Annotated in this window: 10 protein-coding genes; 8 read left to right on the top strand and 2 right to left on the bottom strand. The window is 71.9% G+C overall.

The window, feature by feature from the left end:
- Positions 1–4: 4 nt before the first annotated feature.
- From WME85_RS20895 to WME85_RS20880, 4 genes are all read left to right on the top strand, one after another.
- Positions 5–2,074, top strand: coding sequence for a hybrid sensor histidine kinase/response regulator (locus tag WME85_RS20895; protein WP_437840463.1), 2,070 nt, complete (start codon positions 5–7; stop codon positions 2,072–2,074).
- Positions 2,075–2,121: 47 nt separating this feature from the next.
- Positions 2,122–3,168 carry a chemotaxis-specific protein-glutamate methyltransferase CheB gene (cheB, locus tag WME85_RS20890; RefSeq protein WP_437840462.1) on the top strand — a complete coding sequence of 349 codons (1,047 nt, stop codon included), beginning with the start codon at positions 2,122–2,124 and terminating at the stop codon, positions 3,166–3,168.
- Positions 3,165–4,298 (top strand): response regulator, encoded by a 1,134-nt coding sequence (locus WME85_RS20885; protein ID WP_437840461.1) that lies wholly within the window; start codon positions 3,165–3,167, stop codon positions 4,296–4,298. The genes cheB and WME85_RS20885 overlap by 4 nt, the downstream gene beginning before the upstream one ends.
- A 163-nt stretch (positions 4,299–4,461) precedes the next feature.
- Positions 4,462–5,265, top strand: coding sequence for a hypothetical protein (locus tag WME85_RS20880; protein WP_437840460.1), 804 nt, complete (start codon positions 4,462–4,464; stop codon positions 5,263–5,265).
- A 116-nt stretch (positions 5,266–5,381) separates the two neighbouring features.
- Here WME85_RS20880 and WME85_RS20875 read toward each other — a convergent pair whose 3' ends face one another.
- Both WME85_RS20875 and WME85_RS20870 read right to left on the bottom strand, forming a co-directional pair.
- The gene (locus WME85_RS20875) at positions 5,382–6,224 is read right to left on the bottom strand and encodes a Uma2 family endonuclease (protein WP_437840459.1); all 843 of its coding nucleotides are present in this window, start codon (positions 6,222–6,224) and stop codon (positions 5,382–5,384) included.
- 170 nt (positions 6,225–6,394) lie between these two features.
- A complete protein-coding gene (locus tag WME85_RS20870) occupies positions 6,395–7,060 on the bottom strand; it encodes a pectate lyase family protein (protein WP_437840458.1) in 666 nt (221 codons plus the stop codon).
- Positions 7,061–7,508: 448 nt separating this feature from the next.
- On the opposite strand from WME85_RS20870, the gene WME85_RS20865 reads away from it, so the two are divergent.
- The 4 genes from WME85_RS20865 to WME85_RS20850 all read left to right on the top strand — a co-directional run bounded on the left by WME85_RS20865 (position 7,509) and on the right by WME85_RS20850 (position 12,781).
- Positions 7,509–7,775, top strand: coding sequence for a hypothetical protein (locus WME85_RS20865; protein ID WP_437840457.1), 267 nt, complete (start codon positions 7,509–7,511; stop codon positions 7,773–7,775).
- Positions 7,776–7,894: 119 nt separating this feature from the next.
- The gene (locus tag WME85_RS20860; protein ID WP_437840456.1) at positions 7,895–9,433 is read left to right on the top strand and encodes a pectate lyase family protein; all 1,539 of its coding nucleotides are present in this window, start codon (positions 7,895–7,897) and stop codon (positions 9,431–9,433) included.
- Between the two features lie 244 nt (positions 9,434–9,677).
- A complete protein-coding gene (locus WME85_RS20855) occupies positions 9,678–11,339 on the top strand; it encodes a DUF1592 domain-containing protein (RefSeq protein WP_437840455.1) in 1,662 nt (553 codons plus the stop codon).
- Entirely contained in the window at positions 11,336–12,781 is a 1,446-nt protein-coding gene (locus WME85_RS20850) for a DUF1552 domain-containing protein (protein ID WP_437840454.1), read from the top strand. The genes WME85_RS20855 and WME85_RS20850 overlap by 4 nt, the downstream gene beginning before the upstream one ends.
- Positions 12,782–13,103 lie beyond the last annotated feature (322 nt).

Here is a 13,103-nt window from a genome sequence, read left to right as displayed (position 1 = left end):
CCTGGTGAGCGACCTCTTCAAGTACTTCCGGATGGAGGCCCACGAGCTCGCGGACGGGCTCGCGTGGGGGTTGCTCGCCCTCAAGGAGCAGGGCGGCCAGGGGGAGTCGCTCGACCAGTGCTTCCGGCTGGCGCACACGCTCAAGGGGGCCGCCGGGGCGGCCCGACAGCTCAAGATCGCCGAGCTCGCCCACACGGTCGAGGACGTGCTCACGCCGTTCCGCAAGGACCACCAGCCGATCCCGGCGGCGCACATGAGCGAGCTCCTGCGGCTCATCGGGCTGATCCGCGACGAGGTCGCGCGGCTCCACGATCCGGGCGAGCCCGGCGAGGCCGAGGGCGGCCGCGCGACCCGGCGCAGCGCGCACGACGAGGTGGCGCGCGTCGACCTCGCCCACGTGAACGAGCTCGCCGACGCGATCGGCGAGGCGATCGTGCAGCTCGAGTCGCTGCGGAGCTGCGCGGACGCGCTCGATCGGGCCGAGCGCCTCGCGGGCGCGCTCGGGGCCGTGGGCTCGCCCGAGGAGGCGGCGCGCGGCCTCGGCGAGCTCGGCGCGAAGCGGGCAGGCGCGCTGTTCCGCGAGCTGCGCGCCGCGCTCGGGGTCGCGCGCGTCGAGCTCTCGAGCGGCGTCGACAGGCTCTCGAGCGAGCTCCGGCAGGCGCAGGCGCGCACGCGCGAGCTGCAGCTCCTGCCGTGCGCCGGCGTGCTCGAGGCGGTCGAGCTCGCGGTCCGCGAGGCGGCGGAGTCGCTCGGCAAGCGCATCGAGTTCCAGGCGAGCGGCGGCGACATCCGGCTCGACAGCGCCGTGATCTCCGCGCTGCGGGACGCGGCGCTGCACATGGCGAGGAACGCGGTCGACCACGGCGTCGAGCCCGAGGCCGCGCGGCGCGCGGCGGGGAAGCCGGCCGCCGGCCAGATCGCGCTCCGGGTCGAGCAGCGGGGCAGCCGCGTCGCCCTGGTCTGCAGCGACGACGGCCGCGGCGTCGACGTGGCCGCCGTCCGGAAGGCGGTCGTCCGCGCCGGGCTGCGCGGCGAGGCGGAGTCGTACGACCTCACCGCGGAGGAGGCGCTGGAGCTCATCTTCGGGCCGGGCGTGAGCACGTGCGAGGCGATCACCTCGCTCTCGGGCCGCGGCGTCGGCCTCGACGTGGTGCGCGAGACCGCCTCGAAGCTGAGCGGCACCGCCAGCGCGCGGAGCCAGCCCGGGCGCGGGACCACGATCGAGCTCGTGGTCCCGATCTCGCTGTCGTCGGTGGTCGCGCTGCGGCTCGAGGACGGCGGCCACACGGCGCTCCTGCCGCTCGACGCCGTGCGGCGCGCCCTCCGGCTCGGAGCGGACGATATCGTCCGCGACGCCGAGCGCGACGCGATCGTGGTCGAGGACCGCCTCGTGCCGTTCGCGCGGCTCGCGTCGGTGCTCGGCGCGGCGGCGCCCGGCGGCGAGCCGCGCTGCGCCGTCGTCGTCGCGGCGGGCGCGTCGCTGGCGGTCCTCGGCGCCGAGCGCCTCCTCGGCGCCGTGCCCGTGATCGTGAAGCCGCTCCCCGCGGCGGCGGGGGCGCCGCCCGCCGTGTCGGGGGCGAGCTTCGACGTGCGCGGCAACCCGGTGCTGGTCGTGGATCCGCGGGGCGTGATCGAGCTGGTGCGCGCCGCCGGCCCGGGCGCCGAGGACCGCCGGGAGCGGCGCGCGCCCCCGCCGATCCTCGTCGTGGACGACTCGCTCACGACCCGGATGCTCGAGCAGAGCATCCTGGAGTCCGGGGGCTACGAGGTCGATCTCGCGTCGTCGGGCGAGGAGGGCCTGAGGAAGGCGGCCGAGCGGCGCTACGGCCTGTTCCTCGTGGACGTGGAGATGCCGGGCATGAGCGGCTTCCAGTTCGCCGCGCACGTGCGCGCCGACCCGGCGCTGCGCGAGACGCCGCTCGTCATCGTGACGTCGCTGTCGTCGGCGGCCGATCGCCGCCGCGCCGAGGAGGCGGGCGCGGACGACTACATCGTGAAGGGCGAGTTCGACCAGCGGCGGCTGCTCGACACGGTGGCCGGGCTCCTCTGGCGCGCGCAGGGGGCGCCTTCGTGAGCCAGCCGCCGAGGGCCGAGCCCCGCCCCGCCGGGCGGAGGATCCGCGTGCTGGTCGTCGACGACTCGCGGACGGTCCGCCGGCGCATCGTCGCGGCGCTCGAGGCGGACCACGAGCTCGAGGTCGTCGGCGAGGCCGCCGACGGGGAGGCCGCGATCGCCCTGTGCGCGCAGCTGCGGCCGGACGTGATCACGCTCGACATGATGATGCCGAAGGGCAGCGGGCTCGCGGTGACCGAGCACGTGATGGCCTACTGCCCCACGCCGATCCTCATCGTCTCGGCCTCGCTCGAGCGGGGCGAGGCGCTCGGCACGTTCGACGCGCTGTCGGCGGGCGCCGTCGACGTGCTCGACAAGCCGTCGGGCGGCGACGCGGGCGGCGCCTGGGATCTGCGGCTCGTTACCGCGGTGAAGCGCGTCGCCCGCATCAGGGTGATCACGCACCTGCGCCGGAAGCTCCGGCCCGCGTCCCTGCCGCACCTCGCGGACGGCGCGCACGCGGCGCCCGGCGGCGAGGGCTTCTGCCGGGCGATCGCGATCGGCGCCTCGACCGGGGGGCCGTCGGCGATCGCCGACGCGCTGAGGCCGCTGCCGGCGTCGTTCCCCGTGCCCATCCTGCTCGTCCTGCACATCGGCGCGCCGTTCGCGCCCGCTTTCGCGGAGTGGCTGGCCGGGCAGCTCTCGCTCTCGGTCTCGATCGCGGCCGACGGGGAGCCGCTCGCGCGCCCCGGCGTGCGGCTGGCGATGCCCGACCGGCACCTCGTCGTCCGGCAGGGGCGGCTCCGGCTGAGCGCCGATCCGGAGCGGCACTCCTGCCGCCCCTCGGTCGACGTGCTCTTCGAGTCGGTGGCCGGAGAGCTCGGCGAGCGCGCCATCGGGTGCCTGCTGACCGGCATGGGCCGCGACGGCGCCGAGGGGATGCTCGCGATGAAGCGCGCGGGCGCCATGACGCTCGCGCAGGACGAGTCGTCCTCCGTCGTGTTCGGGATGCCGAGGGAGGCCATCGCGCGGGGCGCGGCGCACCACATCTTACCTGTAGGCGCCATCGGCCCTACGTTGCTCGCGCTGTCCAGGAGCACAAGGAAATCGCCATGAAGCCGCAAGTCCTCATCGTCGACGACAGCCTCACGGTGCGCATGGACCTGCGCAGCCTGCTCCACGGCGCCGGGTTCGTGGTGACGGCGTGCGAGACCAAGGCGCTCGCGCAGAAGGTCCTGAAGGCGAGGACCTTCTCTCTCGTGATCCTCGACGTGCTCCTGCCGGACGGCGACGGGCTCGACATCCTCCGGGAGATCCGCTCCTCGGCCGATCTCGTGCAGCTCCCGGTCATCCTCCTGTCCACCGAGATCGAGGTGAAGCACCGGATCCAGGGGCTGAGCATGGGCGCCGACGAGTACGTCGGGAAGCCGTACGACGGGGGCTACCTCGCGCTGCGGGCGACGGAGCTGGTGAACCAGCGCAGCAGCGCGCGCCGCGCGACCGAGGGCACCGGGCCGGCCCTCATCGGCAAGAAGATCCTCGTCGTGGACGACAGCCCCACGTACCGCGCCTCGCTCGCGCAGGTCCTGAGGCAGGACGGGTGCGACGTCATCCCGGCGCAGTCGGGCGAGGAGGCGCTGAGCCTCCTCGCGATCGAGGGGGTCGACTGCGTGATCATGGACCTGTTGATGCCGGGGATGGGCGGCCTGGAGGCCGCGCGGCGGATCAAGCAGGCGGGCTCGCTGTGCCATATCCCCGTCGTCATCCTGACCGGGCACGACGACGCGGAGACCCGGGAAGAGGGCGCGCGCATCGGGGTGGAGGACTTCGTGCTGAAGGCGCCCGAGCTGACGATGCTGAAGTCGCGGCTGCGCGGTCTGTTCCGGCAGAAGCCCGCGGCCAGCGCGGCCGGCGGCGGCGCGCCCCCGCGGCGCGCGGGGAGCAGCCCGGACCAGGCGCCCCAGAGCTCGCGCTCGGGCTCTCTCAGCGTGGTCCCGGCGAGCGGCTCGCTGTTCGAGCGGGTGGTCGCCGTGAGCGGGCTCTCGAGCGTGATCGGGCCGAGCACGATCGTCCGGGCGTGCCGGCGCGCCGGCATCGAGCCGCGGTCGATGTCGCCCGAGGACCTCCACCGCGCGCTGCCCGCAATCCACGAGACGCTGCGGATGTTCCTGAACGAGGAGGACTCCGAGCGCGGCATCGCCGCCATCAGCATGCTCGCGCGGGAGGCGGCGTCGGCCGCGGGCTGAGCGGGCTTCCAGGCCTCGGGCGATTCTTGTTGTCGCCTTGACACGGGTGCGCGGCGCAGGTTCACGTAATCCCAGGACGCTCGCCGTCGCGTGGCGGAGGCCGGCGGCACGGGGCGCCGCGGCACTGCGATACTGCGGCACTCAGAAGAAGAGGGGAACTCGCATGCGGGACCTGAAGGGGATCGTCGAGGTGGAGCTGCTCGTCGAGGAGAGCGGGGCGCTCACGCCAGCGCGGGAGTACGTCCACCGGGACACGACGTATGTCGAGGGGCGGTCGGGCCAGCGCTACGCGCTGCGCGTGCGGAACCTGACCGGCAGGCGCGTGGAGGTGGTGCCGTCGGTCGACGGCCTCGACGTGCAGAGCGGCAAGGACGCGTCGTTCGACCTGCGCGGGCTCGTGATCAGGCCTCGCGAATCGTTCGAGTTCAGCGGGTTCCGCATCAGCCACACCGAGGTCGCGACGTTCCGGTTCGGGAGCATCGAGCAGTCGTATGCGGCGCAGATCGGCAAGCCGCGCAACGTGGGCGTCATCGGCGTGGCCGTGTTCGAGGAGCTGGCGCCGCCGCCGCACCCGCCGCCTCCACCGTTCGCGCCGTCGTTCGGCGGCGGGGCGGCCCCGCCGGCGCCTTTCGGCGGGCCGCCGACGGGGTCGAAGGGGTTCGGGCCGCCGACCGGGGCTCCCCCGCCGGCGCCCGCTGTCCCGCGGGCGCCGGGCGCCGCGCCGGCACCGGCGGCGCCGAAGGGGCTCGGCACGACGTTCGGCGAGCGGCGCGAGTCGCGGATCACCTCGACGCAGTTCGACCGGGCGACGCCGCAGCCCGGGGCCGTGCTGGTGATCCGCTACGAGCAGCGCGAGGGGCTGCGGGCGCTCGGGATCGACGTGGACGGGCTCTCCCAGCGCGAGACGGCCAACCCGTTCCCCGCCGAGACCGGCTTCGCCAAGCCCCCGCCCGGCTGGCGAGGCTGAGCCGAGCGCGGCGAGCCCGCCGCACCGACCCGCGTCAGGGGCCAAGCCACAACGGGCCCCGGCACGCGACGGACGGCGGCGGGTCCGGCGCGGCGCCGCAGCGCCGGCGGGCGTCCCTATGTCGCGAAGACCTCGTCGAGCGAGCTGGCGCTCATCGCGCGCAGCAGCCAGCGCTGAAGCATCGCTGGCTCCTGGCAGGCCAGCACGCGGGCGCGCGCTTCCTGCGGGAGGGGCAGCTGGCGCATCTCCAGCGCGGCCAGGAGGGCCTCTCTCAGGCCTTTCATGGCCTGCTCGGCCTGAGCCTGAGCCTGCTCGGCCTGAGACTGAGCCTGCTCGGCCCTCGTCTCCAGGTCGTTCATCATTCCCTGGAGCCGGTCGATCAGGTCGGCGGAGCCGAACAGCTCGGCCATGCCGTAGAAGAACTGGAGCTTTCCTCCGCTGACCGCCAGGTCGAGGCCCAGCACCGCCGACGAGTAACGCCCCATCTGCGGCACGATGCGCTGGTAGCGCTCGGCATCCGGGCTCGGCAGGCGATAGCCGTGGACCTGCTGCCGCAGCCGGTCGTAGACGAAGTACTCCGGGATGCGCAGCCGCGCGTACCGCTCGACGTTGGCGACGAGATCCTTGTTCCGATCGCCTTGGTGGAGGACCTCCAGGACGAGGCTCAAGCCTTTGCCCTCGTCCGCCACCACCCACGCCATCCGCGGATCGTCCTCGGGCTGCGGCACGTCCAGCACCGCCAGGATATCCGGGACGAAGACGTCTTCGCCCGGGTAGAGGACCGCCAGCTCCTCGGCCAGATAAATGACGCGACCGGTGGAGCCGAAGTGCAGGGTCAGCATGTCGATCGCCCGTCCCTTGGCTTTCTGGTGCGGACGCCCTTCGGCCATCGCGCTGCGCGGGTCCGACAGGGCGTCCAGGATCCGCACCAGCAAGCTCTCGCGCTCTGCCGGGGTCATGGCGCGCCACTCTTCTTCCGTCGGCGCGACCAGCGGAGGGCCAGGCGGCCTCGGCGTCCCGGAGGCGGGTTGGACCATGCCAGGACCCTAGCATCAAACCCAGCCGCGGCGCGGCTGAGGGCCATCCCGCGCGCCGGGCCCCCGGGCGCGCCAGGCCGCTCGCGGCGCCATCAGAGCCGCCCGGCCCCGGCGTGGCCCATGACCAGCGCCGGGACGTTCTCCGCCGGGTCGGCGGTGTAGGAGTACGCCGCGGCAGGATCGAACGCGGTGCCGCGCGTCTCGCAGACAGGCGTCGCGGGAGGCGGGGGATCGTTCGGGTCCTCCGACGGGGGAGGCGGCATCGTCGTCTCGATGATGTTGCCGCGCTCGACGATGTCCCCCGGCTCGGAGTCTGCGTACCCCGCCCGGCAAGGGAACCACGTGTTCAGGAAATAGTTCCCCTCCACGACGACGTCGGCCTCCATGCGCGACGCGACCCCGTACGAGAGGTTGTTGAGATAGTAGTTGTTGAACACGTGCACTTGGCCGAAGCGGACGCTCGGGTGGCGCGTCTGGGTCGCGTCGAACCAGTTGTGGTGGAGGGTGACCTTGAGGAAGCCGGCGTCCGACGAGGCCGCGTCGGAGTGGCCGATCAGGATCGTCTTGTGATGGTTCCTGAAGACGTTCCACGACAGGGTCACGTAGGACGACTCCCGGACGATATCGACGAGGCCGTCCGCCCCGTTCATGAACGTACAGTGATCGATCCAGACGTTCGTCGTCTCGGTGGTGATGCCGATACGGCGCCACGTTCGGGCCTCCGCGGCTCGCTTTCGCCTGGCCGGCGCGACTCGCAACTTCGATGCAACTCCACGCAACGGCTGTGCCGCTCGACACGATGCTGGCGCGACCGCCTGTCGTTTCCAGCGACCTCGTGCGGAAGCGGGCCGCGACCGCCTCGCTCTCGCCAGGTGCGCGCCGGCGCTGGCGTGAGGGACCCCATCAACGGCGGCGCCGGCGAAGCGCCCCCGGGAGCTGCGGGTCAACGCGCGGTTGACACCGTGGTGCGGAGAACACGTCAATCGCGTCAACCCGTGGTTGACGTTGCGGCGCCACGACGCGCCGCGACGAGGACCTCCACGCCACGACCGCAGCGCGGCTCCCTGAAGGCCGGAATCAGCGCCGGTGCGCGGGGTCGAGCGAGCGGCATTGTCGTTGCTTGTCTCGCCGCCTGTTGTCGCCCCGCGTGTTCTCGGCGCCTGGAGCGCCCGGACGGGTTTCTCCATTCGAAAGGATAGGCTTGCAATGATCGCCCCTACCTGGAACGCCGGGGTGGTCGCCGAGGGCAACTACTTCTTCAGCGTCAACAACCCTGGCCGGGTGATCTTCGAGGACAACGACCCTGGCCGTATGACCGCCAGGGACAACACGCTCGTCGATTGCAATCACGAGATCGAGGTGTCCGGCCCGGTGATCGAGCCGAGCACCTACTACGACTACACGCTGGACAGGAGCATGGACGTCCCGGCGCTCGTGATGGCCGGCGCGGGCGTCGGCAAGATCGACCCTTGAGGCTTCCCAGCAGACGCAGACCCCTCGAAGCAGGGGCTGTACCCACGACGGAGACACCAGTGCACGATCGATTTTCACGCACGCGCAGGGCGCCCGGCGCGATCGCCCTCGCAATGCTCATGATCTTCGCAGCATGCTCCAACGGCTCCGATGGAGGCACGGGCGCCGCGACGAGCGGCGCCACCACGAGCGGCTCGGCGGGCGGCGACGGCGGCAGCTCCGCCACCACGAGCTCGGCAAGCGGCAACGGTGGCGGCACAGTCACCACCGGCTCGGCAGGCGGCGACGGCGGCGGCAGCTCCACCACCACCGGCTCGGCAGGCGGCAACGGTGGCGGCACAGTCACCACCGGCTCGGCGGGCGGCGACGGCGGCAGCAGCTCCACCACCACCGGCTCGGCAGGCGGCGACGGCGGCGGCAGCTCCACCACCACCGGCTCGGCAGGCGGCGACGGCGGCGGCAGCTCCACCACCACCGGCTCGGCAGGCGGCGGCGGCTCGGGCCCGGTCGAGGGCGAGGCCGCGATCCTCAAGGTGACGAGCCTCGCGGCCGACGGCCCCGGCTCGCTGCGCCAGGCGCTGGCGACGCCGGGGCCACGCATCATCGTGTTCGAGGTGGGCGGCGTCATCGACCTCGACAAGGTCCGCCTCGACATCACCGAGCCGTTCGTCACGATCGCAGGGCAGACGGCGCCCTCGCCGGGCATCACGCTCATCCGCGCCGGCATGAGGATCCGCACGCACGACGTGCGGATCCACCACCTCCGCTTCAGGATGGGCGACGCCGGCGCCGCGCCCGCGTCGGGGTTCGAGCCCGACGTCACGACCGACGGCGCCTCGGCGTACAACATCGTCGTCGACCATTGCTCGTTTGCGTGGGGCGTCGACGAGAACCTGTCTGTCTCGGGCCCCCGCTTCGACGGCCCCGACGGGACCTCGCGCCGCGTCACCCTCAGCAACAACATCATCGCCGAAGGGCTCGTCGAGTCCGTCCACGAGAAGGGCTCCCACTCCATGGGCACTCTCGTGCACGACTACTGCACCGACGTCACCGTGGTCGGCAATCTGTACGCGCACAACAACGAGCGAAACCCCTGGTACAAGGGGTTCGCGACGGGGACGATCGTGAACAACGTCGTCTACAATCCAGGGAAATGGGCGATGCGGCTGGGCCCCGTCCTCAGGGAATGGGAGACCTCGGGCGTCACGCCGGAGCCTCCCAGGGTCAGCATCGTCGGCAACTACATGCGACACGGCGTCAACACGATGCCGAACCTCCCGCTGGTGGGCACCAACTCGCTTGGATCAGCCTACCTCGAGGACAACATCGCCGTGGACGCCCTCGGCGCGCCGGTGCCCATCGCCTCCCCGGACATCGTCGTCCTCCCCGAGAAGCCTGTGTGGCCCGACGGCCTCGTCGCGCTCCCCGCGGCGTCGGTGGTCGACTCGGTCCTCGCGCACGCCGGCGCCCGCCCGAGAGATCGCGATGAGGTCGATCTGCGCATCATCGAAGACTTCGTCTCCGGCGGTGGCATGTTCGTGAACAGCCAGGAGGAAGTGGGCGGATACCCCACCGCAGAGCCGACCTCGCGACCGCTCGTCGTCCCCGCCGAGGACATCGAAGGCTGGCTCAAGGGCTTCGCGGATGATCTCGAGTAGCAGGCGCTGTCCCTCCGGCGGGGCCGTGGCGGCCAGTCACGACACGGCGCCCCCGGTGTCAACTCCAGGTTGACAGTCAACTCCGGGTTGACGACACCCACCGCCGCCGACGCGTTCTCCCTGTCATCCTGCGCACGGCCACTCGTCAGCTCGTGCCCCTCGCCAGCGCGGCGAATTCGAGCTTCGAGGCAATGAACGATTGCAATCGACGCCCTCGTCGTTCTAGATAGGGACCATGCTTCGATTGCTTCAACCTTTACGGTTCAGTGTCACGCTCGCCCTTGCGGCCACGGCGATCGCCGGCTGCACCGGGCAGCTCGGAGACCGCGACTCCTCACCAACAGGCGGTGACGGGGACGGCGGCGGCGGCGTCACGTTGCCGGATGGAACGGAGAGCGTGAGCCTCCTGCCCGCGCGCATCCGCCGCCTGACCAACGCCGAGTACGCCGCCTCGGCGCGCGCGCTGACGCGGACCGCCACCGACCCGAGCGGAAGCTTCACGCCGGACTCACGGCAGGACGGCTATACGGTCAACGATGCGCAGCGCGTCGACCCGGTGCTGGCAAAGCAGCTCGCCGCCTCGGCGGAGGCGCTCGCCGCCGAGGTGAAGGGCAAGCTCGCGGAGTTCGCCCCCTGCGCGGATCAGGGCGCGCAGGCGGAGAGCTGCGCCACGGATTTCATCAAGTCGTTCGGCGGACGCGCCTACCGCCGCCCGCTCGACACAGCGGAGATCGACGCGCTGCTCACCGTCTACCGGGTCGGCGCGAAGGGCGCGACCTACGCGGACGGCATCGAGCTCATCGCGCGCGCGGTCCTCCAGTCGGCCGGCTTCCTCTACCTGACCGAGATCGGCGACGGCTCCGGCGGAGCCACGCTGGCGCTCACGCCGCACGAGCTCGCGAGCTCCCTCTCGTACCTCATCACCGCCGGCCCGCCCGATGACGCGCTGCTCGAGGCCGCCACCACGGGCGCCCTGTCGACGCCCGAGGGCCGGGAGACCGAGGTGCGGCGGCTGCTCCAGACATCGGCCGCGCGCGACCGCATCGTGCGGGTGGTCCGCGAGTGGCTCGGCATCGACCGGATCGCGATGACGGCGAAGGACTCGAACGTCTACGGCGAGTTCGCCGGCGTCAGGCCGTCGATGGAGATCGAGACGGCGGCGTTCGTCAACGAGGTCCTGTCGAACGCCAACGGCACGGTCGGCGAGCTGCTCGGCGCCGACTGGAGCGTCCTCGACGAGCCGCTCAGGGGCTTCTACAAAGCGTCGGGCGTGGGGCGCGTCTCGCTCCCGGACCGGCGAGGGCTCCTCAACCAGGGCGCCTTCCTCGCGGTGCACGCGCACGCCACCGAGACGGCGCCGGTGCTGCGCGGCGTGACCGTCCTCCGCCGCGTCACGTGCAACGATATCCCCTCGCCGACCGAGCTGAACATCAACGTCGTCCCGCCGGTGCCCGACCCGAGCAAGACGACGCGCGAGCGCTTCTCGATCCACTCCACCGACGAGGAGTGCAGGTCGTGTCACAACTACATCGACCCGTTCGGGTTCTCCTTCGAGCAATTCGACGGCATGGGCAAGCTCCGCGACATGGTCGACGGGCACCTGGTCGATAACGGGCACCCGGTCGACAGCGCCGTCACCGTGACGATGGGCACCGAGATCGACGGCGCGTACGCCGACAGCAACGCCCTCGCGCAGGCCCTCTCCACGAGCAAGACGGTGCGCTCGTGCTTCGCTCGCCAGGTGTTCCGTGCCTCGGCGGGCCGCAGCGGCAAGAGCGCAGCGGAGAGCGAGGATTCCTTCGTGAAGGCGTGGGAAGCCGCCCCGGAGGCAGAGCAGGGCAAGATCGTCGAAACGCTCGTCACCTACGTCAAGAGCAGTCTCTTCAGCCATCGGAGGCCCCAGTGAATCGCCGGTCCACACGCCGCTCGTTCCTCCGCGCCGTGGGCGCGGGGCTCGCGACGCTCCCTTTCGTGAACATGCTCGGGGACTCCGTCGCCAGGGCAGGCGGCGAGGAGCTGCCGCTCAAGTTCGTCACGATCTATCACCCCCACGGCATCTCCGCCGAGTACTGGGCCATGCGCGCCGGCGACACGGAGACGAGCTTCGACATCGCCTACGAGAACTGCTCGCTCCAGCCCTTCGACGACCCGGCGACCTACGGCCGGAGCTTCAAGGACAAGATCCTCGTCGTCGAGGGGATCGACCACCTGTCGAACGCCAACGGCCATGACTCGGCCGGCACCATCCTGACCGGCAGCCGCATCGACGGGAAGAAGCCGCTCAACATCTCGCTCGACCAGTTCCTCGCCGTGGAGAAGGGCCTCGGCGCCGACACGCGCATCACGAGCGTCGCGCTCGGGGTGGGCAACGACGCGACGGAGGCAGGGCAGACGCTCTCCTTCGGCGCAGGCGGCGCGCCGCTGCCGAAGATCATCGACCCCGCCGAGGCGTTCAACCTGCTGTTCGCCGGCCTCGTCGTGGGCGACGACCCCGAGGCTCAGGCCCGCGCGGCCCGCCAGCGCGAGCTCGGGCAGAGCGTCATCGACTTCGTGCGCGGCGACATCAACCGCCTGCGCCCCCGCCTCGCGTCGGCCGAGCAGCAGAAGCTCGACCAGCACCTCACGTCGCTCCGCGAGCTCGAGAAGCAGATCGCCGGCCCCGCCGCGGGCGGGCAGGGGTGCGTCATCCCCCCGAAGCCTGACGCGTCGAAGTTCCCCCACCTGAAGCAGTACAACGGCGGCGAGCCTTACTTCGACGCGATCACCGACGCCCACGTCGACCTCCTGGCGCAGGCCCTCGCCTGCGGCGTCACGCGCTTCGCCACGCTGTTCATGAACGACCTGGCCTACGAGGGGAACCCGCTGGGGTTGCCGGCGGACAACCACGGCTCGGTCGCGCACACCTACGACGCGTCGCCGGTCGGCAAGGGCGGCTGGCCCGGCGACGGCAAGCCGGAGACGTGGGTCCCGCTCGCGAAGTTCAACCGCTACAGCTACTCGAAGATCGCGCGCCTCATGCAGCGCCTCGACGAGCTCGGCGTCCTCGACAGCACGCTGATCTACGCGTCGAGCGACATGGGCAACCCCTCGCTGCACAGCACGCGCAACGTGCCCACCTTGCTGGCGGGCGGAGCGAACGGGAAGTTCAGGATGGGGCGGCGCATCAAGCTGCGGGCGGATTGCCCGGCGGACGCGCCCTTCTGCAGCGAGGCCGACGCGACGTTCACGCCCACGACCAACAGCCGGATCCTCGTGTCGATCGCCCAGGCGTTCGGCGTCGAGGTCGAGTCGTTCGGCTCCCAGCCCGACCCGAAGCTCACCACGGGCGCGCTCAGCGAGCTCACGTAAAGCACCTCCGTCGCCCGGGCGCCGGCGAGCGTCCACCGTGTCAACCCGCGGTGGACAGCCTCGGACGGCGGCGCCGCGCCCCGCCCCACGACAAGAGCCCTCCGCGGCCCTCACGCGCCCGATATCAGGTCAATCGCGTGGCGAGGGCGACGTCGGTCCACGTCGCGCGACCTGGCACGCGCTTTGCTGCGATGCTCCGGCGAACAGCGCACGGGCGCCATGAGCCCGCCGCTCGCATCGTGAGGGTTCAGCAGAATCCTCGGTGACGCAGGACACGCGCGGACACGCGCGGACACGCCGACGAACTGCTGCCCGGGGAACA

The sequence above is a fragment of the Sorangium sp. So ce1153 genome (assembly GCF_051521595.1).
GTDB lineage: Bacteria > Myxococcota_A > Polyangia > Polyangiales > Polyangiaceae > Sorangium.
Note: the sequence above shows the minus strand (reverse complement) of the source record. Positions and strands in the feature narration are given on the sequence as shown.

Coding starts and splice junctions, on each gene's coding strand:
- WME85_RS20885 (WP_437840461.1), top strand. CDS start 3,165: ATGAAGCCGCAAGTCCTCATCGTCGACGACAGCCTCACGGTGCGCATG.
- WME85_RS20880 (WP_437840460.1), top strand. CDS start 4,462: ATGCGGGACCTGAAGGGGATCGTCGAGGTGGAGCTGCTCGTCGAGGAG.
- WME85_RS20875 (WP_437840459.1), bottom strand. CDS start 6,224: ATGACCCCGGCAGAGCGCGAGAGCTTGCTGGTGCGGATCCTGGACGCC.
- WME85_RS20865 (WP_437840457.1), top strand. CDS start 7,509: ATGATCGCCCCTACCTGGAACGCCGGGGTGGTCGCCGAGGGCAACTAC.
- WME85_RS20860 (WP_437840456.1), top strand. CDS start 7,895: ATGATCTTCGCAGCATGCTCCAACGGCTCCGATGGAGGCACGGGCGCC.